Origin of the sequence: Membranihabitans marinus, assembly GCF_019802045.1 — a bacterium.
GTDB classification, from domain to species: domain Bacteria; phylum Bacteroidota; class Bacteroidia; order Chitinophagales; family Saprospiraceae; genus Membranihabitans; species Membranihabitans marinus_A.
The window spans coordinates 111957-138841 of the sequence record NZ_JAHVHU010000001.1 but is presented as its reverse complement, the minus strand read 5'-3'; the positions used below and the strand labels follow the sequence as shown (position 1 = coordinate 138841).

Sequence of the window (26885 nt, the reverse complement as noted above, 5' to 3'; positions counted from 1 at the left end):
ATAAATGGTATGCGTGCATTAACAAATTATGCATGTTCAATTTTCAAAAAATATATTCAAAGCTTCCCAGGGCTTCACAATCCACCGTGCTCCAGGCACCCCACAGGCTTATGAATCCCTAACGCTACCATTCCACAGAGCAAATCCCACCCTGGCTGTACGACCCCATAAACTCCAGAACCTGCCCCATTCCAATGAACCAAACCACAAACGCTACCATTCCACTGAGCTAATCCCACGAAGGCTTTACGACACCATAAACCCCAGAACTATTCCCACTCCATAGAACCAAACCACAAACGCTACCATTCCGCTGAGCAAATCCCACAAGAGCTGTACGACGCCATAAACTCCAGAACCTGCCCCATTCCAATGAACCAAACCACAAACGCTACCATTCCACTGAGCAAATCCCACGAAGGCTTTACGACACCATAAACCCCAGAACTATTCCCACTCCAAAGAACCAAACCAAAAACTCTACCATTCCGCTGAGCAAATCCATCAGGACTGTAGGACACCAAAAACTCCAGCATCTGCTCCATTCCAATGAACCAAACCACAAACCAGACATGGTTACCCCGGCGCCTAGTCCATCTCGTATTCCTTTGTTTGTCCCAGCACCCACCCCAATTAAAAATTAAAAACTAAAAACTAAAAATTCCAAAAGCCACCCCATAAACCCCATAAACCCCATAAACCCCATAAACCAAACTATTTCCTATATTTGATTCCATAATTTTAATCTTCAAAAAAAAAGCAGAACATGTCAGAACTTCTCGGAATCGGATCGCGGGTCCGACACAATATGTACGGTAAAGGCGTCGTCATCAGCGTGGATGCGGACAACTATCAGGTTTGCTTCATGGAAAATGGAATCACTCCCATCGGCAAAAACTACACCGGCTGGGATGTGATCGAACGGATAAAACCAGCCCAAACCGTGTCCTATACGGCTCTGGAGCGCAGTCTGGAACGAGTGCTTCAAAACCACGATCTCCTCACCGCAGACATCGAACTGGCACATAAATGGGAGGGCGGCTCGTTGATTATCCGGGATGCCGATGATTCGGTCAAAGAAAAAGAAATTCCCATCGACACCTTTTTCAAAAAGATCATTATGGTGCGCGAACGGCTGCGAGTCATGGAACAGCGCATCAACAACAGCAGTCTGACCGAAGCAGAAAAAATCAATCTCCAGCAATACATCACCCGGGCCTACGGCAGCCTGACGACATTCAATGTCTTGTTTCAAAACAAAGACGAGCAGTTTGTGGGTTCTCGATCATCAAAAAGTTAAAAATTGGCGCCCGTTTTGTCATCATTCCATTTTACCTGAAATTTATCCGTAGGATTTTTCAACTACAAAAAAAGGTAAAACTATGACCCGATTGATGCGTACCGCCTGGCTGGCAACCTGGGTACTCCTTTCCATGGCGTGTGACAAAGACAACGATCTCCCGAAACCCGTCGATCCTTTGATCGTGGAAGACCATTTTGAAGAAAATACCCAAAACTGGCAGGGTGGCTTTTCGGATTATCCGGAAGGGGAAGAAGACTTTTACGAGCTGGATTTTGGTCACAGTACCCTCCCCCCGCCACTGGATACCACCGCAGGTGCCTTAAAAATTACCGGTAACAACCACAGCGATGATCTTTTTATGTTTGTATATAAACCCGTGGAAGGGTTAGCACCGAACACCAATTACCACGCCTATTTTGATTTGACCATCGCCTCTGATGCGGCAGACGATTCATTTGGTGTCGGAAGCAGTCCCGCCCACAGTGTATATCTAAAGGCAGGGGTGGTCCGCATAGAGCCAAAACCTCAAGTGGGCGATCAGGGTTTCTACTGGATGAATATAGATAAGGGCAATCAAAGTCAGGACGGCGAACAAATGATGAATATCGGTGACGTAGCCAATGGGACAGATCAGTTCGAATACGCGTTGATCAAGCGCCGCAATGACCAGCCCTTCTCATTTCGCACGGGATCCGACGGCGATGCGTGGCTTATCATCGGAACAGATTCCGGGTTTGAATCAACCACTACCTTGTACTTCGATCGCATCGAGGTCCGGTTGGAGAAAGCAGATTAAAATCCACCAAAACACCTCCACCATTGACCAAACTGACACTGATAATTCAAGGGGTGATCGTTCCCGGAGGGTTGGGTATAGTTCGTATATTAGTTGAAAAAAAAAGAGGTCGCGGGCGGATTCGAACCGCCGTACAAGGTTTTGCAGACCTCTGCCTAGCCACTCGGCCACGCGACCCTATTTTGAGAATGGGATGCAAATATAAGATAAAGTTTTGATCTTGTCCAAGGAAAGATCAGGAACTTTCTCACCAACCCTTTTTTATCGGTTCGAGGCCGAGTTGCACCGTGGGAATGATTCAAAAAAATAAGGTGTGGACAGAAGGACAGGGCTTATCTTTGTGCTTAAGGCGACCACTACGAAAGGATATACACCGGGTCACCTCAAGATCAGCACGTCCTGCGACATCGTCACCTCGTCGCCTTCTTTGCATTTGATGCGGGCGATGCACACGATCAGATCGGGTAGTTCCGTACTCATCCCATTGGGCCAATTGATGCTCGAGTCGTCATCGGTATAAAAGTCCGACCGCTCGTACAAGATGTTCCCAAACCGGTCGTACACCTGAAACTCTATGATCGACTCCATCTGATTCAAGGGGTCAAAGATCTGGATCAGGTTGTTCTGACCCTTCCCCGGGGTGATTACATTGGGCATCAAAAACACATGATCGGGTCGGTCTATCCGGATCGTGGTATCGCGGCGACAGCCCGGCCCCTGCTCGGCATAAAAGGTATAGATCCCGGCATCCAGCATAATTTCACTTTCATAATCACCACAGGGCTGACACAAGGTCGAATCTCGGAAGATCCAGCCGAAATCAGTCAGTGCATTCAGGTCAATGCCGAGCAGCGCAGACAACTGGTCCGGTTCCTGGTATCCGATGTGGTGGAGCCAAACCGGCTCATCGCTCCGGACGGTAACCGTATCAATACAGCCGTCCAGGGTCTCTATGTGAAAAATATGATCTTCATTCGCCGGGGCTTCTACGGAGAAAAAGGGCAATACCTCCGCTCCGCTCCGCCATTGGACCACCTGACTGGAATCCGATAGGTAAAAAGTTGCTTCTCCATCCAACAAACATTCGTTGACTGCCAATACTTCCGGGGAACTTGGCATCGAGGCATCAATAGTGACGTGGTCTTCGATCAGACAATCTTCATACGCCACCGTAAAGTAATAGGTTCCCGGTGCCAGTTCTGTCCGTTCCCAGAGCTCGGACTCGTTTACATCCATCCAGGTAATGGTTCGACCGGCTGGCAGTGCGGATGGGTCTATGGTGATCTGTCCGTTGTCCAGACCACACGTGGTCGCCAAAGGTGTCACGCCGGGATGGATACAATCCGGGGTCAGCACCAGGGTGTCTGTGCCCATGCAACCCTGGTCATCCAGCGCCGTAATAAAGACCGAATCGTGGGTTTGCCTAAAGTCGAGTTGCCGCTCCACGCCGTCCAGCAAGCTGACCGATTTTTTTTGGACACCGATACTCGCTTCGATCTGATAAGGCGCGACGCCCTGGCTGGCTGAGATGCGAATCCCGACCGAATCGCCGGGCATGGGGACCTCTGTGGCGGTGATTAGCACCATCGGATTGGGGATGGGAGGCACCTGCAGCGTACTGTCACAGATTCCGCTGGCTGTATTCCGCTGTACATGCAACTGAAATGAATCTTGAAACGCCGGAAAATCGATCTGAAACGGGGTATAAAATACCTGGGTGGATGTGCGCCCATCGGGCAGGGTGACTGTAAACGTCGTATCCTCCGGTGTCCCGCCGCTGACCGTGACATCGATCGTCTCGGGATCGGCACAGGATCGCGCCGCAGCTATCAGTTCGTAAGCACAGACACTGCAATCCCGCACATTGATGGTCATCGTGCTGGTATCGGGAATATCCAATAGAGCGGGTGCGATATAATAAAACCTTTGATCGCCTGCGCTATCAAAAGTTAATTGCATCACTGACAACGAATCCAACGGAACGAATGCCTCGGTATAAAAACCACCGGAATCCACATCGGCGTCCAGGTGATCGTATAAATTCAGGGTGTCCCCTTCGCCAATGCAATAGGGCACAAATTTATCTTCGCCTGCTTCTTTTTTTTCAGTACAAGTCGACACATAAGCTTCTGATTCACACCCACTGGTATCATAAAATTTAATATCGTAAATTCCAGGAGGAATATTATGCCACTCCATAGAATCATGGTCCACCTGCTGACCATCCCGAAACCACACCACGGAATCAATAGTCACAGAAGACGGAATCGTAAATGTAGCCGCACGATTAAAACAATCTTCTGACAAATCGATATGAGTCGTCACATTAAAGGTACATACATTGGGGGTAAACCCGGGATAGTAATCTACATTGCATCCATTAATATTATTCCGATCATAAAAAGTAATTTTATCCACAGATACAGGAATCAATATTTCAGATGTGGTATTATCATAGGAGTGTGTTTCAGGTAATGAATCAAGCGCCGCAGGAGATTGATCATCGAATAACATGAAAAACTTTTTAGCAAGTCCCGGTTCATCATTTTTTAGAAGCATTTGAACCCGCTTGTACAAGACACCATCCTCTGTGACTTCTGTCGGAAGAACATTAAAGTATTCCACTCTTATCCCGCACGACTGCGCATCCACGGCCGTCAAACCTGCGCCGCAGAAAAAGGACCAGCAAAAAACCAGTAAGAATGAAAAGTTGGTACAGTTTTCCTTCATATAGAGTTACATCACAAATATTTCGCCAAAGTAACGAAGAAGTCTTGGAAACTTCCGAATTACATACGTAAAACCACGGGGTAAAATTATATAACGGCATTCTCTGGATGCTATTCTCCAATTTTTAACCTATTTTTGCCGTCCATTTACGAAAAGATTCAAACCACAAACGTGAGCACTTTAACGGAACAGGAAAAAATCAGGCGCGAGGCGCTGACAGCACTGAGAGAACTGGGCATCGACCCCTATCCGGCGAAAGCCTTTCCAGTGAATACCACCGCCGCCGAAATCAAGGAAAATTATTCAGAAGAACGACAGGAGGAGTTCCAGAACATCATCCTCTCAGGCCGATTGATGATGAAGCGGGTGATGGGTAAGGCTTCTTTTGCCGAACTGAAAGATGCCTCAGGCAAAATCCAGATCTATCTGAACCGTGACGAAATCGCCCCCGGCGAGGACAAGACCATGTACAACACGGTTTTCAAAAAATTGCTGGACATCGGCGATTACATCGGCATCAAAGGCTATGTGTTCACCACCAAAGTGGGTGAAGTGACCGTGCGTGTGCAGGAATTGACCGTACTGGCCAAATCGCTGCGTCCGCTGCCCGTGGTTAAAAAAACGGTCGATCCGGAGACCGGCGAAGAGGTAACTCACGATGCCTTTTCCAATCCCGAATTGCGCTATCGACGACGGTACCTCGACCTGATCGTGAACGACAAGGTGCACGAGACTTTTGTGACCCGCTCCAGGATTATTTCTGCCATGCGGCGGTATTTTGATGATCAGGGCTGGCTCGAAGTCGAGACCCCGGTGCTCCAATCGGTGCAGGGAGGAGCAGCTGCTCGCCCCTTCAAGACCCATCACAACACCCTGGATATGCCCTACTTTCTCCGGATCGCCAATGAGATTTATCTCAAAAAACTCATCGTCGGCGGATTCGAAGGGGTATATGAAATCGGTAAGATGTTCCGAAATGAAGGAATGGACCGGACGCACAATCCCGAATACACGGCCATGGAAATCTACGTGGCCAATAAAGACTACCACTGGATGATGGAGATGGTGGAAAAACTACTGGCTACCATCTGCGAGCAGGTCCTGGGCACCACCAAAGTAACCTTTGGCGATCAAGAGCTTGATTTTGAAGGACCTTATCCACGTCTCAGCATTTACGAATCCATCCAAAAATACGGCGGGATCGATGTGGAGCACATGGACGAGGATGAAATCCGAGCCGAATGTAAAAAACGACACCTGGAAGTGGACGCTTCGATGGGCCGAGGGAAGCTGATCGATGAATTGTTTGGTGAACTGGTTGAAAAAAATCTGATTCAGCCCACGTACATCATCGATTACCCGATCGAAATGACCCCGTTGGCCAAAAAACACCGGGAAAAAGAAGGACTGGTCGAACGTTTTGAACTGTTTGTAAACGGGAAAGAAATCGCCAATGCGTATTCCGAGCTCAATGATCCGATCGATCAGCGCGAACGATTCGTGGAACAGCTTCGGCTGGCGGAGCGTGGAGATGAAGAAGCCATGGGTATGGATGAAGATTTCCTCCGTGCGCTGGAATATGGTATGCCACCGACATCCGGCCTGGGCATCGGTATTGACCGGTTGACCATGTTGCTTACCAACCAATCTTCCATCCAGGAAGTTATATTTTTCCCCCAAATGCGAAAAGAACAATAAAATATGAAAATCAAAGAATTAATGTCAGTGAGTGGCTTGCCGGGTCTGTACCGGCTGATCGCCACCAAACAAACAGGCATCGTCGCCGAATCTGTGAAGACGGGCCAGAAGAAATTTCTTTCGGCCCGGAGCTATCAGTTTTCTCCACTGGAGTCCATCGCCATTTACACGGATTCGGATGCGCTCCCCCTGGAGGATGTGTTTGCCCGGATGAAAGACAACCCACCGACGGAAGGGATGAACAAAGCTGATCTGAGAGAGTATTTTACCGAAGTCATCCCGGATCACGACCAATCCAAGGTTTACGCCAGCGACATCAAAAAGATCGTTGCCTGGTTTACCTACCTCAATGAAAATGGCTATTTGGAGGAAGAGGAGGTTGAGGATGAGGCTGAGGTTGAGGAGAACAGTGAGAAAGAGGAAGAGCGTGACACAGAGGAGAGCGAGGATATTTCTGAAGAGGAATGATGGTATGAAAAAGATATCTGTTGCAGATCTGGCCATCGGTTTGTGTGTGCTGTGGTCGTTGATCGGAACACCCTGTGTGGTTGACGCTCAAACACTTCAGCTGGATGCGGAAACTAAAAAAGAATTTCTTCAGTTGCCCCAACCGGAACAGTTTCGGGAACATCTGACGCGATTGGCTTCGACACCACATCGGGCAGGCACACCAGCCAACCGAAAAGTGGCCGATTACCTGTCCCAAACCATGGAAGCCGCCGGCATGACGGTGCAGGAATACCCGTACGACACTTATATGCCGTTGGGCCCGGGGAAGGTGACGGTCAGCCTGATCGAACCCGTTCGTCAACCGTTATCCATTCAGGAAGATATCATACCGGAAGATCCATACAGCCACAGTCCCGATCTGGACATCGGATGGAATGCCTATTCGGGGTCTGGCGATGTGACCGGCGAAGTGGTTTATGCAAATTACGGCCGAAAAGAAGATTTTGAAAAACTCGATGAAATGGGCATTTCCATCGAAGGAAAAATCGTTTTGGCGCGGTATGGCGGGAATTTCCGGGGGTACAAAGCTTATTTTGCAGAGAAATATGGGGCTGCCGGTTTGATCATTTTTTCCGACCCCAAGGATGCGGGGTATGTAAAAGGGTTGACCTTTCCCGAAGGACGGTATTACAATGGGAGTACTATCCAACGCGGTTCGGTACTGACCCTCCCTTATACGGGGGATCCTTTGACACCGTTCGAGCCGGCCCTACCCTTGGATGATCCGGCTTCTCCAGACCGGCTCGATCCGGATGATGTGGATCTATGCACCATTCCGGTCACACCGATTGGATACCGGGCCGCTCGGGAGATTCTGGAACGAATGGACGGACAACCCGTTCCCGGGGCCTGGCAAGGCGGATTGCCTTTCACCTATCGACTCACTTCAAAGTCAGCTCTAACAGTCCGTCTTAAGGTAAATCAACCGCGAGGTCAGGTTCGGATACAAAATATCGTGGGAACCTTCACCGGAGAAGAATTCCCCGATGAATGGATTGTCCTGGGATGTCATTATGATGCCTGGGGGTATGGGACCACCGATCCCAATAGTGGTTCAGCCATGTTGCTGACTCTCGCAGAATCCATTGGAAAAATGATCGAACAGGGTTTTCGACCCCGGCGAAGTATTCTAATTGCGCACTGGGATGCGGAGGAATACGGTATTCTGGGTTCGGCGGAGTGGGTCGAACAGCTCAAAGACGAATTGAGTGCGAATGCAGTGGCTTACCTCAATGCGGATGCCGCGTGCGCAGGTACGCTTTTCAGCGCAGCCAGCTCCCCATCACTAAAACCACTGATCAAAGCAGCTACCAAAGAATCACCCTATATGGAGGGCTCAGAGACCGTGTGGTCGCACTGGAAAGGAAGTAATAAAGAGGATCCGGCCATTGGAAACCTGGGCGGCGGCTCAGACCATTTGGGGTTCTATTCCCATCTGGCCATTCCGAGTATGGGTGGCAACATGTGGAGTCCGACCCTTTATCATTCGAACTACGATGACCTGTACTGGTTCGATCTGTTCGGGGATTCCACCTATCAGAATGGCCCCACGCTGGCAAAAGTATTGGGACTCATCACCCTGGAATTATCCGAACAGGATTTGATTCCTTATGGAGTGGGTCAATACGGTATCGATCTGAACGGCCATCTGAACAAAATAAAGCAACGGGCAGAAGACCAACAACTAGATTCCGACGTATTGAAACCCCTTCTGGCTCAGGTCCAGACCATGACAGAGCGTGGACATGCCATCGATTCCTTGATGCGATCGTACAGCTCTGGTCAGAACCAAAAAGCGATTAACCATCTACTCATCCAGCTGGAACGTCAATTTCTATTACCGGAGGGTCTTCCTTTTGGTTCGTGGTACCGGTCAGCCTATGCCACTTCGGATCCGTACAGTGGGTATGCGGCCTGGATGCTGCCGGGCTTGCGGTATTACATCGAGGAAAAGGATCAGGCCGGGTTGGAAAAAGCGGTGGCGGATCATGAGCTGGTCTTTGGCCGGTTTGTAGATGCGTTGGAAGATCTTCAGGAGCAGCTGGTTCGGTAAGGTCTGTAGTTTTTTGTCTTTAATTTTCACAGCGCCCTGACCAGATTGGACTTCAAACAATCTTTCTACTTCTGTCGTCCCCAAAGGGACTCAAATTGCACGACTTCTTTTCCCAGGGTCTCACGACCCTGGCTCTCCGATAGCTATCGGAGCTGTCGTCCGCGATGCGGACTTTTTGATTAAATTACCAAACCACTGTAATATGACTATTTATTTTTAAGATCACTACAGAAAATGTATCGCTTTTTAATCCCCAGAAGACGATATTCCATAGATCATTGCCTTTCATAAATCTCCCAGCCTAAGGCGGGTTCGAGGCGCCTAAATTACCCATCGGGATACCCATGGCGAAAATTCAATGATCTTTGACTTTTCAAAGTAGATTCAATAATTTTACGTTCTATTTCTATACCTTTAGAATCTCATCACAAAAAACAAGAATGCTTGCATATATAGACTGGAATGTCGACCCCAATTTATTTCTTTTCATTCAATGGTACAATGTATTCTTTGCAGCCGGCTTTATTATTGGGTTTTTTATTATGAAACGGATATTTCAGCGGGAAGGTGCGAACACAGATTGGCTCGAACCTCTGTTGCTTTACCTGGTCATCGCTACTGTTCTTGGTGCACGAATAGGTCACTGTGTATTTTATGACTGGGACTACTTTTCACAGCATCCATTGGAAATTATTCTCCCCTTCCAGTTTGAGCCTGAGTTTCGATTCCAACGATTTCGTGGTTTGGCTTCACACGGAGGAGCTATTGGTATTTTAATTGCTTTATGGCTATTCTCACGGAGGGTCAGTAAAACGCCATATCTCTGGATACTCGATAGGATCGTCATTCCGATAACCCTGGCCGGAATGTTTATCCGGCTAGGCAATCTCATGAATCATGAAATTATCGGCACACCAACAACAGTACCCTGGGCCTTTAAATTTGAATTGGTGGATGATATTCCGCGGCATCCGGTTCAACTGTATGAATCGATTTCCTATCTCTTCATTTTCTTTTTTCTATATTACCTTTATTGGAAAACGGAGAAACGTAAACAGTTGGGGTACATATTCGGTTGGTTTATGATCCTGTTGTGGACAGCCCGGTTTATTATGGAATTTTTCAAGCGAAGCCAGGGTGGATTTGAGACCTTGTTTAACCTTGGATTATCAACCGGTCAGCTATTGAGTATTCCATTTGTCATTATTGGGATCATTCTTTTGTTCTATAATATGAAGTATGAACCGGATTTCAGACCTGAGATAACGATCCATACGTAAAATATTCGTGCCGGCAGCTACCGCCCATGGGTAGGAAACTATGAACCAAAGCACCAGCGCCCCAAAGCATACCGTCCCAATAACATAGAGTCCCAACAGCGAAGTTTACCTCCCGTCACGTAGTAGGGAGGCGTACCAACAGCGAAATTTACCTCTCGTCGCGAAGTTTATCTCCCGTGACGGAGTAGGGAGGAGGCATGGAGGTAGCAAAACGCAGCAACTTTACTAGAACAGGGCTCGGTAATCCTTCTCGCACACATGCCTACCCCACAGGCTTGCCGATCCCAAAATCAGTAGGGGGAAAGCCCGGTTTAATCCCGTAAACACGACCGCAGAGCGGTCCCAGTTTATTAGCAACCGGATCATAAAATTCTTTTGACCGCAGCGCGGTCACAGAGTACACGAATCAGATTCACAACCTTGATATTAGTAAGCCACGCCTTCGTTCATTAACGCGAGCGGTGTCGCTCATTTGATTGGCCTCAACCGGATGGGGTTTAACCACCACGTGGTATTGTCCGGGCCGAGCTGGTCAGGCGTAAGCCACCTCGCTCACCCTCCAGGCTTTCGCCACAGCTTTCTTCCGCCACCATCCCTCAGGATTGGTCCATCGAGGAAATCATGAGCTGACAATCATATTCAATGCCACGAATCTGGTGGGCAGCCCAAGTAAAAACCAATATTAAACATCAACACATAAATCAGAGCCCTAACAGCGTTCTAATGACCGAAGACCACCGACCGTGGACTCTTAGTGCAGAAAGTTCATGTGGGATATTTGACCAAGGAAGTTCTGTAAAAAAACATAGTCCAACTACCAACAGCGCAGCGCCCTAATAGCAGAGCACCCCAACAGTGAAGTTTACCTCCCGTCACATAGTAGGGAGGCGTCCCAACAGCGGAGCGTCCCAAAGCGCAGCGTCCCAACGACCAACAGCGCAGCGTCCCAACAATTATTCCTTACAAGAAGCTTAATTTTCTTACATTTGCCCTAAATAGAACAGACTTATGTTGGCATATATCGATTGGACGGTTAGTCCACAGTGGGGTTTTATCCGATGGTACAGTGTTTGCTTTGCGATCGGCTTCATTGTGGGTTATTTTATGATGAAGCGCATTTTCAAGCGCGAAGGGGCCGACTTGGAATGGCTGGACAGTCTACTGATGTATATGGTGATCGCCACCATTCTTGGTGCACGACTGGGCCACTGTTTCTTTTATGACTGGGACTATTTTTCTCAGCACCCGCTGGAGATTATTTTACCGGTCCGTTTTGAACCCGAGTTCCAGTTTATCGGATACCGTGGTCTGGCATCTCATGGCGGTGCAATCGGTATATTAATTGCTTTGTGGTTGTTTTCCAAAAAAGTAAGCAAGACACCCTACCTGTGGATCGTAGACCGGATCGTGATTCCGGTAACATTTGCGGGGGTTTTTATCCGGATTGGAAACCTGATGAATCACGAGATTATCGGAAAACCGGCAGACGTTCCCTGGGCCTTTAAGTTTGCCCTGGTCGATGATATTCCACGCCATCCCGTTCAACTTTATGAATCGATCTGTTACCTGTTTATCTTCTTTTTTCTTTATTACTTGTACTGGAAGACGGATAAGCGCAAACAACTGGGCTACATTTTTGGTTGGTTTATGATTCTATTGTGGTCGGCCCGATTTTTTACAGAGTATTTCAAGAGCAGCCAGGGGGGCATCGAATCGTTATTTAATCTGGGTTTATCAACGGGACAGTTGCTCAGCATACCCTTTGTCATCATTGGGGTGGTTTTGCTTTTTTACAATAAAAAATATGAACCTCAATTTAAAAAGAAGAAAACGGGACGAAAAACAAAGTAATCGAACAGGAGGCCAAAGCGTAAATTTTCTCAATAATTGAACATTAATAGCTCCTGTGGCGTTGAATTCGCCTGACCATCTGGATAAATAATAGTAGCAGAATGGCAGTAATCACGGAAACTGGATTATGAAAAAAGAAGAAAACACGACGTTATTGAAAGCGGCGTTTGAAGAGCTTGGGGAGACCCATCAATCGACCAGCATTGACACGCCACTCAAAAAAGGGGCTTTTGACCTGAGTGATGAGGAGAAGATGGACATCATTGCTGATAAGTTTGGCGAAATCATGGACACGCTGGGCCTGGATCTTTCTGATGACAGCTTGAAAGGTACACCGTATCGGGTGGCCAAAATGTTTGTCAAAGAGATTTTCTATGGTTTGAACCCGGAGAATAAACCCAAGATGTCCCTGTTTGACAACAAGTATCAATACGATAAATTTATCATCGAAAAGGACATTACCGTCAATAGCACCTGTGAACATCATTTTTTACCCGTGGTCGGAAAAGCACACGTGGGCTACATCTCCAATGGTACGGTTATCGGTCTTTCAAAGATCAACCGGATCGTGGATTTCTTTGCCCGGCGGCCGCAGGTTCAGGAACGGATGACCCGGCAAATCCTGGAAGAACTCAAAAAGGACCTCAATACGGAGGATGTAATCGTGATGGTCGATGCCAAGCACTTTTGTGTTGCCACCCGCGGGATCGAAGATATGGCCAGCACCACCATTACGATGGATTATTCCGGTCAATTTTCAGACCATACGATGAGGCGGGAATTTTTGGATGCTATCAAATGATAGTTGATGATGAATTGTTGATGGTTAATGGTGGATGGGTGATTGTTGATGGTTAATGGTAGATGATAAATGGTTGATCTGCCCCCGCAGCGGAGGGTACTAAAGCGCAGCGACCCAATAGCGCAGCGTACCCAATCGCCAACGCCCCAAAGTTTACCTCCCGTGACGAAGTAGGGAGGCGGAGCGTACCAACAGCGTAGCGTCCCAACGACCAAAAGCGAAGTGTCCCAACAGCGAAGCGTCCCAACGACCCAAAGCGCAGCGACCCAACTACCATCTAATTATTCGGTGCGCCAGCATCCACCCAGTCTTTAAATTTCTCTCTTTTTTCCAGTGACATGGTCCGGTCCTTGGGCATGTTCTGCAGTTCCCACACTTCCCGTCTAATGGCAGCGGCTTTCAGTTTGACCTGATTGTAAGTCAGCAATTCAAACTGCACGGAACCAGCACCATGGCACCCGGAGAAGGTACAATTTTGATCGATCAGAGGGCGAATATCCCCCGCATAAGATACTTCGTCACCGGTCAGCACCGGATCGGATTCACACGCTGCAAAAAGCAATAGCCCGGCGAAAACAGCCAGCCAGCCTTTGCGATTCATCTTAAATTTCAGAGCCATTTTATTGTTTTTTCGGTTACAATCAGAACAATTAAACACTCTGATCGCAAAAAAAAGTATAAAAAAAGCCCCGTGATTCCGAAAAACCACCAGGCTTTAGAAAGCTTATCTTTCGGTTTACAACCCGATAATTCTTCGGTTCAACTCTTCATCCGGTTCGCCACCCGCAAAATCATCAAATGCTTTATCGGTCACTTCGATGATGTGATCGGCAATAAAGGGGGCTCCCTCAGCCGCACCCTGTTCACCGGATTTGATGCAGTCTTCCCACTCCAGCACAGCCCATCCATCATAGCCATACTGCGATAGCCGCGTAAATACGCCTTTAAAATCCACTTGTCCATCGCCCAGGGAACGGAATCGCCCGGGTCGGTCTACCCAGCCAGCGTATCCGCCATAGACCCCGGCCTTTCCGGTCGGATTGAATTCGGCATCCTTCACATGAAACATTCGGATCCGCTCGTGATAAATATCGATAAAATCCAGATACTTAAGTTGTTGAAGAATAAAATGGGAAGGATCATACAAAATATTCGCGCGCGGATGATCATCCACCGCCTCTAAAAACCGTTCAAAGGTCAATCCATCGTGGAGATCTTCCCCAGGATGCAGTTCATAACACACATCTACCCCGTGTTCATCAAATACATCCAAAATGGGTTTCCAGCGTCTGGCCAGTTCGTTGAAAGCGGTGTCCACGAGACCTTGTGGTCGCTGGGGCCATGGGTACACCGTCTGCCAGATCAATGCCCCGGAAAAGGTTCCATGGACATCAATGCCCAGATTGCGGCTGGCGGCGGCTCCCCACTTCAGTTGTTGGATGGCCCATTCGGTCCGCGCTTTGGGATTCCCCCGGTGCTCGGGGGGTGCAAAACCATCGAAAAGCTCATCATAGGCGGGATTGACAGCCACCAACTGCCCCTGAAGATGGGTCGACAATTCAGTAATAACAATCCCTTCTTCGTTGGCTATTCCTTTTAGTTCATCGCAATAATCTTTACTAGTGGCGGCTTTTTCGAGATCGATCAGACTGGGCACAAAAGTAGGTAATTGCACCCCTTTGTACCCCAGGGATGCTGCCCAATTGCATATAGATCGCCAGGAATTGTAAGGGGATTCATCGGACGCAAACTGCGCCAAAAATATGGCAGGTCCTTTAATATTTTTCATGTTTTCTTTTAAATAATTTAGTTAATAAAATTGATTTATTTCCAGAGGGATTGTTCCGGTGCGCAAACCACGTTGTCCTAACCAGGTACGCTCGGCGTCTTATTCCCCGCGAGCTAGCCCGTAGAACAAATTGGGATTAAAGCTCCAAAAATTAATCATCAAACGAGGTCCATTTTTGCGTACTCTTCCCGCTTTCGACGACCTTGTACAAAAATTTCATACCCCGGACCCCATCAGAAACCGTTGGAAAATCCTGGTACTGCTCATCGGGTTCCTCCCCCTGGAGCCGGGCTTGGATGCACTTCGCAAAATTGCGGTAAAGGTTACCAAAAGCTTCCAAATATCCTTCCGGGTGACCGGCTGGCACCCTGGTATGGGCAGTCGCACTGTCATACAAATCCCCCACACCGGTGCGATATACTTCCATCGGCTTGTCCAGCCATTTGACGTAAAGACTATTGGGCTCCATCTGATGCCATTCCAGTCCGGCTTTCGTTCCATAAACCCGTATAGACAAGCTGTTTTCTTCCCCGGCAGCCACCTGACTGGCAGTCAGAACTCCGGTCGCACCGCCATCCATGCGGAGCAGAACACTGCCATCGTCATCCAGTACCCGACCCTCAACCACCGTATCCAGATCAGCACACAGTTCGCTGATTCTTTGACCGGTAATATATTCTGCCAGATTTTCCGCGTGGGTCCCGATATCACCCATCGCTCCGGCGATTCCGGATTTTGAGGGATCGATCCGCCAACTGGCCTGCTTGGAATCGGTTTCTTCTATTTTCTCCGTCATCCACCCTTGTGGGTACTCGACATAAACCTTCCGGACCGTACCGATATCCCCATTTTTCACCATATCTCTGGCTTGCTTCACCATGGGATAACCGGTATAGGTATGCGTGAGCGCCAATATAAGTCCGGTTTCTTCCACCAATCGCTCCAGCTCTTCAGCTTCTTCGAGTGTCCGCGTTAGCGGTTTATCGCAGATCACATGAAAACCATTTTCAAGCGCCAGCTTAGCAGGTAAAAAATGAAGGTGGTTGGGGGTCACGATACTGACGCAATCCATCCGCTCTCCTTCGGGAAGTTCTTTTTCCTTTTCGATCATTTCCTGGAAGGTATCATAGACCCGGTCTTCGGGCAAAAATAGCTCCCGACCTGTGATCTTCGATTTCTCGGGGCTCGAACTAAAAGAGCCACACACCAGTTCAATCTGGCCATCCAGCCTGGACGCCATACGATGTACGTCTCCGATAAAGGCTCCGGGGCCTCCTCCGACCATACCCATTCGTATTTTTCGGTTCATAAAATATCTGTTTTATACTTTTGAAAAATACTAAATATAAAGAAAGAAAATCGAAATCCTGAGAACAAAAGAACTTTCTCATACATTTACGTTCTATGATTTCAATTTTACTGAGTGGCTTAGTACTATCCGTGTTGCATGCGGTGATTCCCAATCACTGGATTCCACTGGTAACCTTATCCAAAAAAGAACAGTGGGGTTTGTCCAAAACCCTGAATATCACTGCCATAGCAGGGGGCGCGCACGTGCTTAGCACGGTATTAATCGGGCTGTTGATCAGCTTTCTCAGTTTTCAGCTATCCAAGGATTTTGAAAAGTGGACCCATTGGATCAGTCCGGCTCTGCTCGTGGCTTTGGGTATTTATTTCATCTATCAACACTATCACCACCATCATTTTAGCATCGACCAGGAGGGCAATCCCAAAACCACCCGACAACAGATTAAGATTATCGTCATTGCCATGTTTTTCAGCCCTTGCCTGGAAATTGAGGCGCTTTATATCATGGCTGGCCAACACAGCTGGATGCTTACGGTATGGTTGTCTCTGCTCTACATCGTGGTTACATTAGCTGGCATGCTCACCTGGGTCTACATCGTCCATCAGGGATTGGAAAAACTCAATCGGAACTGGCATTGGCTGGAGCATTCTTCCGGAATCATTGCCGGGGTGATTCTCATCGCCACCGGTATTGCTTCATTCTTTTTTCACATTCATTGAGGTAGATTGTGGTTTGGGGTTTGTAGTTTGTGGTTTGGGGTGCGGACATCACATAGCATATTCTACGGTATCATCGTAATCAAAACTCCTGGAATATGTTTGAAAATTAATTCATCGGTCAGAATAAAAGACTGCTGAATCCCTATGGAGATCATACCAATCTGCCTTCTCTATGGGGACTCAACAAATCCGACCACATTTTCTCCCCAACTCGTTGGGGACTTTTGTTTTTTGAAGATAATATCTACGTCCTTAGTTTGTAATGCGTCATTTGTCGTTCGTAGTTATACGGCCGAAACGCTGCGCTTAAGTAATTGGGCCACACTTTCTTTTACTCTGGAAGCAGGATCTTCCTAATCCAGTTAGTTATAAGCACATCATAAGTACTCTTTGCTAAAAACAGCGGCGGTCTACCCCATAGTTGGTTGTCCGTGCGCCGCCCCGCTTGATGCCTAAAACATTCTTACCCTACACTCCTTACTCATTTCCTCTTCCACCTTTCCCCTTTGAGCTTTTCTGCTTTCCCCTTTAAGCTTTCAGCTTGACCCTTTGAGCTTTTCTGCTTTGAGCTCTTATAACCGGTACCGGGCCATAACCTGCACATACTGGTTTTTCAAGGACAACTTGGGCTTGATCCATGCTCCGATACCAGGCAAATCGATGGATGCAGCGGATGTCAAAGCCCGGTGGTACCGCACGCCCACTTCCACGTTATCGTGGATCGCAACCTGAATACCAGCCAGAATACCAGCGGAAAATTTCTGATCCAATGAAGCGGATACCACGCCGAGGTACTCCGCATTGGAATTCACACGCCAAGCCAGTTCCGGTCCGGCGGAGACACTGATTCGATCCGTTACATAAAAGTCCAGCAGGGCAGGTAGCTGAATGTAGTCCATTTTCCAGGTTGCATCTACCGGTACCACCTCTGGAAGCAAACCCACCTTCCCACCGCGACGGCTATAACCGGGTTCGAAGGACAGACCAAACCGATGTGAAGGTCTGATTCCGATGTATCCATGAACTCCGTAGGCTACGATCGGATCATTACTGAGTACCCCCAGGTCGTCCAATGAAGCACCTATTCCCTCCCATATGAAGTGAGACATCCCAATTCCACCCCCCAATCCATAGTTTATATTACTCTGTGAAACAGAACTTTGGGCCTGAGAAGCCGTCCATCCGAAGAGTATCATTAATATTGCGAACATCCATTGCTTTTTCATAGCGACTTGTTTTTATGTGATCAAAAATTGATACCATCATCCGTTCACATAGACGACGATGATTCCCAATGGAGTATTCCCAATAAAATCATAAAGGATGTTAATACGAATTTTTTGAAAGCGAATCGGGTATATCGTCCGTTTGGCGAAGGCCAACATTGCGACCTCTCTGAGGTCGAATCTTTTCTTACCCCATTTACTAATAAACTGTGACCCGCAAACGGGTCAATCACGTTCGGTGTTTCAACTAACAGCCTAAGGTGTTAAATCATGATATTTTTACCACAACATGTCGGTGGTGAGGGTAAGCGGACCTCAGAGAGGTCCCATTTTATTAGTATTTGCATACACAGATTTACCGACCCGGTGAAGGGTCGCAGACCAAATAACATATTGCAGAGGATATTTTTGAATATCTCAGTAAATTGGAATCCACAGGGAATCTTCAGACAACCTATCCTATTATGTTTATTTATTCGACTTGTTCAAAGATCAAAAGAAAAAAATAATGCAAAAATTTGAAGACACTATATGGCCCACAGCCGACAGAACAAAGAATTACATCATGCAATTGATGGATAAGGGGCTGGAAGAGGGAATGGTGAAAGGCATGGAAAAAGGCATGGAAAAAGGAAAATATCTAACCATAAAAAACTTGATTCAGGAAGGTTTTGACAATTCATTTATCAGCAGGGTCGCCGAAGTCACTCCACAACATGTAGAAAATATCCGCCAGGAACTCAAAAAATCATAACGACGACGCCCGGTGAATAGCCCCCGTACCAAACCGTTCCCGGATGTGATCCATCTGCTCCAGCAACTGAATATCCCGCATGGTATCATCAAACAACGAGAGTTGATCACTTCCATGCACCAATCCACCAAATTTCACACCGATCAACCGGATCAGCTGGCGGCGCTGGTACAGTTTTTTGAATAATTCCAGCAAGTGATCAACCAGCACTTTATTATTCGCCGTATAAGGAATTTTCTTCTGACGGGTATAGGTATTGAAATCGGCATACCGGATCTTGATTGTCACCACGCCCGTCATCTGGTTCTTCTGACGCAGTTCAAAAGCCAGGTCGTCCACCATGCTCATGATTTTATGCCGTACAAACTGAATATCCAGTGTGTCATCGGAAAAGGTCCGCTCCTTGGAAATCGACTTTTGTTCTGTATAGGGAATGACCTCCGAAGGATCGATCGCATTGGCTTTGCTCCAGAGCTGACGGCCGTGCTTGCCAAACTCCCGTTCCAGCAAACGTACGGGCACTTCACGCAAAGTCCGCACCTGTCGCACGCCCATAAAACTCAGTTTCTTGTACGTTTCCTTGCCGATCCCCGGAATCTTGCGAGTCGACAACGGCGCGATGAACTCGCGCTCGGCGCCCTTCGCAACCTGACTCTCCCCGTTGGGCTTGACTTCGCCGGCACCGATTTTTGAGACCAGTTTGTTCACAGACAATCCAAACGAGATGGGCAACCCCGATTCCCGGATGATCTTCTGACGCAGTTCTTTCGTCCATTTGAAACATCCAAAATAACGGTCCATTCCGCTAATATCAAGGTAAAATTCATCGATCGATGACTTCTCAAATACGGGCGCTTCTTCCCGGATCACATCCGTGATCAGCCGGGAGTACTTCGAATATTCATCCATATCCCCCCGCATGACAATCGCCTGAGGACACAACCGCAGCGCCGTCTTCATCGGCATCGCAGAATGAACTCCAAAGCGACGCGCTTCATAACTACAGGATGCCACCACGCCCCGGCTGCTTATCCCCCCAATCAACAGCGGTTTGCCTTCCAGGGAGGTGTTTCGCAACCGCTCCACGGAAACAAAAAAAGAATCCAGATCCATATGTACAATCGCACGGTCAAACATAGCACTTATCGTCAAATCATTTTCGGCACGGCCGCTCTTCCAAATCAAAGCGTTTGTTCCGGCCTGTATTCCTTTCCAAATATCTGCTTTTTTTACCAAATGTCGAATATTTCGACATAAATATATTTTCACATTCTCGCCAACCTTTTTCTCCAAACCTGGATATACCTCATCCTGCCAACACCCTACACCAGATCTGCGCCCTTGCTGTTTTTGCAAGAAGCTTAAAAAATTCACCACAGTTATTTCTTATATCCAAAAATAATTATTAAATTTGCACCGCCTTCGGGCAAAATGGATAGACCCATGGTGTAATGGTAGCACTCCGGTTTTTGGTACCGTCAGTCAAGGTTCGAGTCCTTGTGGGTCTACTTCCTTTTTATTCCGATTCTCAAATACCCTCCCCTTACCACCGGATTATTCCACTCTTTTTTCTTAGTACACAAACCGACTAAGCCCCCTCAACTACAATACCATCCACAAGTGCGGTTCGTATGCACTCAGCGCAAAGTTTCACTATAGGTTTCAACTTACAACACGGATTGAAGAATATCACAGTATTTTTTTAATTTAGCAATCCAATCATTTCATCATTCAAGAACACATGAACCGTATAACCAAGCTGATACTGTTGTTTTCGACCAGTCTATTTACATTCAATTCCTGCCAGAACAATACCACCGGTGAGCTTAAAGAACCAGCATACCATGTGGATCCCTCGAGATCTGAACCACCCTATCCCGTCATCGCTTTACCACCTGATGCAGACACAACCTCTCCTCGATGGAAAGGCATCGACCTCAGTCCAAAATCACCCGTCGTGCCGGTCTCACCACAGGAAGAACTAAAATCATTTGTACTTCAACCGGGCTACGAACTTACTCCTGTCTTGACGGAACCCCAGATCATAGAACCCGCCGCCATCCAATTTGATGGAAATGGCCGCATGTATGTACTGGAACTCCGCACCTACATGCAGGACATCGATGCCACCGATGAATTAATGCCGGTGAGTCGCATTTCCAGGTGGGAAGATACAAACCAGGACGGAACCTATGACAAGGGCGTGGTTTTCCTGGATAGCCTCGTTTTTCCGCGGTTTGTCGTCCCTTTCGGTCCCAACACCATCCTCTCCATGGAGTCCAATGAGGATGAGGTATACAAATATACCGACACGGACGGAGACGGAAAAGCTGATAAAAAAGAGTTGTTTGCCAGCGGGTTGGGCCGGTCCGGCAACGTCGAACATCAAACCAGTTTTCTCACCTGGGCGATGGACAACTGGATGTACAGCACCTACAATGCCAAACGCATACGATGGACCCCGGAAGGGGTAATCCAGGAGCGATCCGGTCACCCGCATGGTCAATGGGGAGTCACTCAGGATGACTATGGACTCATCTGGATGCAAGGTGGGGCGAGCGGCGTTCCAGCCAATTTTCAATTTCCCATCGTATATGGCAATTACGATGTCAAGGGCCAATATGAGGACGGCTTCCGGGTACCGTACAGCCTGGTGCGACTGGCCGATTTTGAACCTGGCATGCGGGAGGTCAAACCGGATGGTTCTTTATCCAATGTGACCGGTGCTGCCGGTAATGACGTGTTCAGAGGAGATCGCCTCCCCCGGGAATTGCAGGGAAATTACTTCTACGGCGAACCCGTGGCCCGTATTATCCGTCAGGTCCATTCCTCCAAACGAGAAGGTCTGACCTACATCCAAAATGCTCACATTGAGAATCAGTCCGAATTCATCCAGTCGACCGACCCCCTATTTCGTCCCGTGGATATAGCCACCGCACCGGATGGCACCATGTATATCGTCGATATGTACCGGGGAATCATCCAGGAGGGCACCTGGACCCAGGATGGTAGTTATCTGCGAACGAAAATTCAGCAATATCAGATGGATGACATCATTAGAAACGGCCGCATCTGGCGGTTAACTTATGACGGCATGGACCGAAGTAAAGAACAGCCAAGAATGTTTGATGAACCTTCCAGTACATTGGTCGAACACCTCAGCCATCCCAATGGTTGGTGGCGGGACAAAGCGCAGCAACTGTTGATCCTGCGTCAGGACCATTCTGTGGTAGCACAGCTGGAAGAAATGATGCTGCATGACACCAACGAATTAGCACGCATTCATGCCATTTGGACACTGGAAGGGCTTCGGGCACTTCCCCTGGAACAAACCGTCCTGCTGATGCAGGACGCCAGTCCGATGATCCGCAAACAAGCATTGCGCGCCAGCGAATCGCTATACAAATACGGACAATCGTCCCTGGAAAATCATTACCTGAAGTTATTGAAGGATCCGGACGTAAATGTGGTGATCCAGGCCATGCAGACCCTGTCGATTCTGGATATAGACAACACCCCGAATCACGTGCAAGAAGCCATGGAAACCCGGCCCGAAAAGGGTGTGCAAGTGGTCGGTGACCAACTCTTGAAAAACCACGCAGAAAATAAAAAACTAAAATCCAGCCAATTCACCAAGGAAGAGTTAGCGCTCTACGATGCCGGAAAAAAAATATTCGATGGATTTTGTGCTACATGTCACGGCAAGAAAGGGCTCGGAACCCCATCCGGTACCGGTGGTCAAGATATCATCGCTCCTGCTTTTTCTGGTTCGCCCAACATCACCGGTCACCCCGAATACGCGGCGAAAGTCCTTCTCCACGGTCTGACCGGCGCTATCGACGGCCGCGAATATGAAAGCCTGATGATCGCCATGGATAGCAATGATGATACCTACATCGCCTCCGTGATTTCTTATATTCGCAATGATTTTGGCAATAAAGCGAGCTTTGTGTATCCCGATTACATTGCGCAAGTCAGAGCTCAAACAAAAAATAGGAAAAACCCATATCCCTATGCCGAGCTGATCCAGGAAGTACCCCGGCCAATGCCAGCTCAGCACATTCAACGAGTGACGGCGAGTAGTACAGCCCTGCGTGGTGTAGGTTCTACAAGAGATCCCCGCTACGCTTTCTCATTCAAAGGGTGGCGAACGGAACAGAAACAATCACCAGATTCGTGGTACCACATCACATTCCCCGAGCCGGTTCGAGTGGCTGAAATCCAGTTTGATAGCGGGAAGTCAGAATACCCGGAATCCTTCACAATATTGGTGTCAGCTGATGGCCAACACTGGGAAACCACTGCCGAAGATACCGGTCATCCCGGCACCAACACAGTGGCTATTAACTCGGATTCGTTGGTTCGGCACCTCAAGATAAAAACCAATACAAACGCAGATACCCCATGGGGGATGAAGAATCTGATTATATATGTTCGAGAAAAATCTCCGGTTTAGTATTTTAATGCGATTTTAAACTCAAAAAGCTATGGCATCATACCTCAACGCCCTGTCCAGCAGATGTCTACTCCGACTTTCATTCGTGGCCATTTTCTGTATATCGCTGATCCCGATCGCGGAGAGTCAGGAAGAACCACTGGCCTTGTATCTGACCTGGAAAAAGGACCCAACGACGACCATGGTTATCGACTGGCATGAACTCACCGCACCATCCGCTACACCGATAGTCCACTACAAGAAAGCAAATGAAGATAAAGAGTGGCAAACCACAACCGCCGTAGCACTTGATTTTCCACATTCGGACCGCACTATCCTGAGAAAAGAACTTACCGGCTTGCAACCCGACACCCGGTATGCATTCCGGATCGGGGAATACAATCGAACCTATTACTTCCGGACCATGCCGACCGCCATTGACCGAGAGCCCCTGTTATTCGTAGTCGGAGGCGATACGTTCGACCGCGGCCACGAAGCCCGAAAAATATGGATGGAACGCACGAACAAATTGATCTTACAGTATCATCCCCATTTCATTTTCTGGGGTGGCGACCTGGCCTATGCAGATGGTAAGCCTGATGAGGTTTGGCGATGGTATGAGTGGTTTGATGCCATCAAAAACACTTTAATCGATGACGATGGGAATGTTATTCCTATTGTGGTAACCATAGGCAATCATGAAACGAATCAAAGCATCGGAAATCTCGATGAAAAATACTGGGACAATGATTCCACCCGGCAGGCGATAGCCCCATTCTTTTATCAACTCCTGGCCTTCCCTGGGCAACCGGGATACCGCGCATTGGATTTTGGAGATTACCTGACCATTATCGCGCTGGATTCTGACCATTCCAATCGCATTGACGGGGAACAAACCAAGTGGCTCAAAAAGACACTTCGTCAACGAAAAAACAGGCCCCATGTATTTCCCGCGTATCATGTCCCGGGTTATCCTTCAGTGAAACCTTTTGATCAGAAAACGTCCATGCGGGTTCGAAAATACTGGACACCCTTATTCGACCGGTACCATGTCCCGATGGCTTTTGAGTTTCATGATCACGTGTACAAACGAACACCCCGAATCAAGGCGAATAAAGTCGATCCGGACGGGACCCTTTATATAGGTGACGGCGGATGGGGTACACAGCTAAAAGCGCCAAAATCTACTGACACTCTTTGGTACATCGATAAAATTGTCCGCGAAAGAAACGCTGTACTGGTCTCTCTCTTTCAGGAAAAGAGCTACATCCGCGCAATCAACGAATTCGGGCAGGTCATCGACGAATATCCACCGTTATTCAGCTCGCCCTCACTGACCCACCCCATCAGTACCTTGATGACCAAAGGTGGAATTACCCTCAGTGCAGAACTGGCCACCCGGAATGGCCCGGTATATATTGATTCGGACTTTACAGGATACAGTCAACAAGGATTTGCCTGGTTTGATCACACCTTTGGCGATAAAGCCACCCTGACCTGGACCGTGCCTGCCCACCATTCGGACGACTATACCCTGCGGTTCCGATATTCTCACCCCGGTCCCGATACCGGGCATCTGGAACTGTGGATAAATGATCAAAAATTAAAAGAGCCGCTCACTTTTTTAGCAACAGAAAAAGAAAACCGATGGAAGAAAAGTGTATTGATCAATACTTTCTTTAAGAAAGGTACGAACCGCATTGAACTCCGCTCTGTCGACGGAAAGAAAGCACCGAGAATTGACCGGCTGGAAGTCTTTCCTGCGGTCCATTGATATTTGTAGTAATTTTCGTAATTTGTACAATAGAAGAACCGGAAGTAAATAAGCTTATTTTAAAATATTGGCAGTTCATTATTTAGAAAGGAGAACGATCAATGCAAAGGTCATGCACATCAAACACCACACGAATAAGTATGTGGTGAACGAATTCTAAACTGTGATAGCATATGGCGGACGCATGACGGGTTGGGGTAATTTCAAAGGATTGCTCCTGCATTGAAAAAGAAAATAATTAACGAGCTAAAGCCAGACGCTCATTAGAGTTGAATCCGGGCAAAACCTTGCCTTTTCTTAAATTTCAATGTGAACAATCAAGAAAATCCCTGGTCAGTAAGTTATCTAAAAAAAAAGACATTAAAACATCTACACAAACACTTTCAGGACCGGCATGGTCACCAAAGTGTTGCAATCATAAAAATAATAAATGATGGGATTTAGAATACACCTTTTTTCACATTGCCTTGCTCTTGTATATGTCCTGACCACGCTGGTCAGCCAATCCTGTCAATCCGCCATGGCTAAAAAAGATCAGGACCAGAAGCCCAACATTGTATTGATCATGCTCGATGACGGTGCCTTTGATGATTTTGCACCCTTTGGCACCCCCCACTATCCCACCCCGCATGTAGAGACTTTGGCGAGCGAAGGCCGTAGTTTTTACAATTTTCATGTACCTCAGGCGATTTGTTCGGCTTCCCGCGCCGTGCTCCTATCAGGTTGCTATCCGGGTCGTACCCGGGTGTTTGGAGCTCATGGACCGCACCAACCCGGCCTTGATCCACAATTTGCTACATTGGCCGAAGCTCTGAAGAAAAACGGGTATGCCACGGCCAGTTTTGGGAAGTGGCATTTAGGCGATGTGGATGGCCAGCGGCCGCAGGACCGGGGTTTTGACGAGTCCTGTGGTCTGATGTATTCCAATGATATGTGGAAGCATCATCCAGGCAATCCGGCGTACTGGGGTCAGTGGCCGTTGCAGTATTGGGAGAACGGTAACATCACCATTGACACCGTCGATGAGGAAGATCAAAAGATGCTAACGACCTGGTACACAGAACGCGCTGTGGATTTTATCAAACGGCATAAGGACGAACCTTTTTTTCTTTATCTGCCGCATTCCATGCCACATGTCCCCATTTTTTGTAGTGATAAATTTGAAGGTAAATCAGGAACCGGTTTGTATGGTGATGTTATGATGGAACTCGATTGGTCGGTCGGACAGGTCAATCAGACCTTGAAAGATCAGGGTCTCGAAGACCATACGTTGTTTATATTCATTGCATCCGACAACGGTCCCTGGTTGGCCTATGGGAACCATGCAGGTGTGACCGGCTACCGGGAAGGGAAAGCCACCGGATTTGATGGTGGACTGCGAAATCCCTGTATCATCAAGTACCCCGGCGTCATCGAACCCGGCACGAAATCACTCCACATGATAAATTCCGTGGATATTTTACCCACGCTCTGTGCGGTCACCGAAACGCAACTCCCGGCCAATGAAATTGACGGGCTGGATGTATGGGATCTAATTCTGGACAAACCGGGTGCTAAAAATCCACATGATTACTACCCCTTCTCGACCGGAAAAAACTTCGAAGGTGTCATCGCAGCGGACGGGACCTGGAAACTCCATCTTCCCCATTCATACCGGTCACTGGATGTAGCCGGTACAGATGGGTTACCCGGTCACTATGAAAATACGATGATCGACACCAGTCTTTTTGATCTGATTCATGATCCCTATGAGAAAGGGAATGTACACTCCAAGTATCCGGACGAAAGTCAGATGATGGTACAATGGGCAGAACAACACAAAGCACAATTTTTTCCGGAGCAGAAATGAATGTAAT

The 26885-nt window shown here is 47.8% G+C and carries 20 protein-coding genes and 2 tRNA genes; 14 read left to right on the top strand and 8 right to left on the bottom strand.

Annotated elements, in window-relative coordinates; all coding sequences use genetic code 11:
* Nucleotides 1-302: 302 nt before the first annotated feature.
* Entirely contained in the window at nt 303-563 is a 261-nt protein-coding gene (locus KUV50_RS00535) for a hypothetical protein (protein WP_222578116.1), read from the bottom strand.
* 203 nt (nt 564-766) lie between these two features.
* Between KUV50_RS00535 and KUV50_RS00530 the strand changes: the two genes are divergently transcribed.
* Together KUV50_RS00530 and KUV50_RS00525 are read left to right on the top strand one after the other, a co-directional pair.
* Nucleotides 767-1300 carry a hypothetical protein gene (locus KUV50_RS00530; protein WP_222578115.1) on the top strand — a complete coding sequence of 178 codons (534 nt, stop codon included), beginning with the start codon at nt 767-769 and terminating at the stop codon, nt 1298-1300.
* Nucleotides 1301-1382: 82 nt separating this feature from the next.
* Nucleotides 1383-2099: a hypothetical protein gene (locus KUV50_RS00525; RefSeq protein WP_222578114.1), complete on the top strand. Its 717-nt coding sequence runs from the start codon at nt 1383-1385 to the stop codon at nt 2097-2099.
* A 106-nt stretch (nt 2100-2205) separates the two neighbouring features.
* Here KUV50_RS00525 and KUV50_RS00520 read toward each other — a convergent pair.
* A tRNA-Cys gene (locus tag KUV50_RS00520) sits at nt 2206-2276 on the bottom strand.
* Between the two features lie 201 nt (nt 2277-2477).
* Nucleotides 2478-4829: a hypothetical protein gene (locus KUV50_RS00515; RefSeq protein ID WP_222578113.1), complete on the bottom strand. Its 2352-nt coding sequence runs from the start codon at nt 4827-4829 to the stop codon at nt 2478-2480.
* 171 nt (nt 4830-5000) lie between these two features.
* Between KUV50_RS00515 and lysS the strand changes: the two genes are divergently transcribed.
* The 6 genes from lysS to folE all read left to right on the top strand — a co-directional run bounded on the left by lysS (nt 5001) and on the right by folE (nt 13023).
* The gene (gene lysS, locus KUV50_RS00510) at nt 5001-6527 is read left to right on the top strand and encodes a lysine--tRNA ligase (RefSeq protein ID WP_315899903.1); all 1527 of its coding nucleotides are present in this window, start codon (nt 5001-5003) and stop codon (nt 6525-6527) included.
* A 3-nt stretch (nt 6528-6530) separates the two neighbouring features.
* Nucleotides 6531-6995, top strand: coding sequence for a DUF5606 domain-containing protein (locus KUV50_RS00505; protein WP_222578112.1), 465 nt, complete (start codon nt 6531-6533; stop codon nt 6993-6995).
* 4 nt (nt 6996-6999) lie between these two features.
* Nucleotides 7000-9090 carry a M28 family peptidase gene (locus KUV50_RS00500; RefSeq protein ID WP_222578111.1) on the top strand — a complete coding sequence of 697 codons (2091 nt, stop codon included), beginning with the start codon at nt 7000-7002 and terminating at the stop codon, nt 9088-9090.
* A gap of 440 nt (nt 9091-9530) precedes the next feature.
* Entirely contained in the window at nt 9531-10370 is an 840-nt protein-coding gene (lgt, locus tag KUV50_RS00495) for a prolipoprotein diacylglyceryl transferase (RefSeq protein WP_222578110.1), read from the top strand.
* A 1008-nt stretch (nt 10371-11378) separates the two neighbouring features.
* Nucleotides 11379-12221, top strand: a complete 843-nt coding sequence (gene lgt, locus KUV50_RS00490) for a prolipoprotein diacylglyceryl transferase (protein ID WP_222578109.1) — start codon at nt 11379-11381, stop codon at nt 12219-12221.
* A gap of 127 nt (nt 12222-12348) precedes the next feature.
* On the top strand, nt 12349-13023 hold the full coding sequence (gene folE, locus KUV50_RS00485) for a GTP cyclohydrolase I FolE (RefSeq protein WP_222578108.1): 675 nt from the start codon (nt 12349-12351) through the stop codon (nt 13021-13023).
* 277 nt (nt 13024-13300) lie between these two features.
* On the opposite strand, the gene KUV50_RS00480 is transcribed toward folE, so the two are convergent.
* The 3 genes from KUV50_RS00480 to KUV50_RS00470 all read right to left on the bottom strand — a co-directional run bounded on the left by KUV50_RS00480 (nt 13301) and on the right by KUV50_RS00470 (nt 16121).
* Nucleotides 13301-13642, bottom strand: coding sequence for a hypothetical protein (locus tag KUV50_RS00480; protein ID WP_222578107.1), 342 nt, complete (start codon nt 13640-13642; stop codon nt 13301-13303).
* A 117-nt stretch (nt 13643-13759) separates the two neighbouring features.
* Nucleotides 13760-14812, bottom strand: a complete 1053-nt coding sequence (locus KUV50_RS00475; RefSeq protein ID WP_222578106.1) for a sugar phosphate isomerase/epimerase family protein — start codon at nt 14810-14812, stop codon at nt 13760-13762.
* 151 nt (nt 14813-14963) lie between these two features.
* Nucleotides 14964-16121 (bottom strand): Gfo/Idh/MocA family protein, encoded by a 1158-nt coding sequence (locus KUV50_RS00470; protein WP_261394945.1) that lies wholly within the window; start codon nt 16119-16121, stop codon nt 14964-14966.
* A 95-nt stretch (nt 16122-16216) separates the two neighbouring features.
* On the opposite strand from KUV50_RS00470, the gene KUV50_RS00465 reads away from it, so the two are divergent.
* The gene (locus tag KUV50_RS00465; RefSeq protein ID WP_222578105.1) at nt 16217-16840 is read left to right on the top strand and encodes a manganese efflux pump; all 624 of its coding nucleotides are present in this window, start codon (nt 16217-16219) and stop codon (nt 16838-16840) included.
* 572 nt (nt 16841-17412) lie between these two features.
* On the opposite strand, the gene KUV50_RS00460 is transcribed toward KUV50_RS00465, so the two are convergent.
* Nucleotides 17413-18066, bottom strand: coding sequence for an outer membrane beta-barrel protein (locus tag KUV50_RS00460; protein WP_222578104.1), 654 nt, complete (start codon nt 18064-18066; stop codon nt 17413-17415).
* Between the two features lie 508 nt (nt 18067-18574).
* Between KUV50_RS00460 and KUV50_RS00455 the strand changes: the two genes are divergently transcribed.
* On the top strand, nt 18575-18820 hold the full coding sequence (locus KUV50_RS00455) for a hypothetical protein (protein WP_222578103.1): 246 nt from the start codon (nt 18575-18577) through the stop codon (nt 18818-18820).
* On the opposite strand, the gene dinB is transcribed toward KUV50_RS00455, so the two are convergent.
* A complete protein-coding gene (dinB, locus tag KUV50_RS00450; protein WP_315899901.1) occupies nt 18815-20194 on the bottom strand; it encodes a DNA polymerase IV in 1380 nt (459 codons plus the stop codon). The genes KUV50_RS00455 and dinB overlap by 6 nt on opposite strands.
* Before the next feature lie 63 nt (nt 20195-20257).
* Between dinB and KUV50_RS00445 the strand changes: the two genes are divergently transcribed.
* From KUV50_RS00445 to KUV50_RS00430, 4 genes are all read left to right on the top strand, one after another.
* Nucleotides 20258-20328 (top strand) — tRNA-Gln (locus KUV50_RS00445).
* Between the two features lie 233 nt (nt 20329-20561).
* Nucleotides 20562-23276 (top strand): discoidin domain-containing protein, encoded by a 2715-nt coding sequence (locus KUV50_RS00440; RefSeq protein WP_222578102.1) that lies wholly within the window; start codon nt 20562-20564, stop codon nt 23274-23276.
* Between the two features lie 31 nt (nt 23277-23307).
* Nucleotides 23308-25029 carry a fibronectin type III domain-containing protein gene (locus tag KUV50_RS00435; RefSeq protein ID WP_222578101.1) on the top strand — a complete coding sequence of 574 codons (1722 nt, stop codon included), beginning with the start codon at nt 23308-23310 and terminating at the stop codon, nt 25027-25029.
* A 430-nt stretch (nt 25030-25459) separates the two neighbouring features.
* Nucleotides 25460-26878: a sulfatase-like hydrolase/transferase gene (locus KUV50_RS00430; protein WP_222578100.1), complete on the top strand. Its 1419-nt coding sequence runs from the start codon at nt 25460-25462 to the stop codon at nt 26876-26878.
* Nucleotides 26879-26885: the final 7 nt, after the last annotated feature.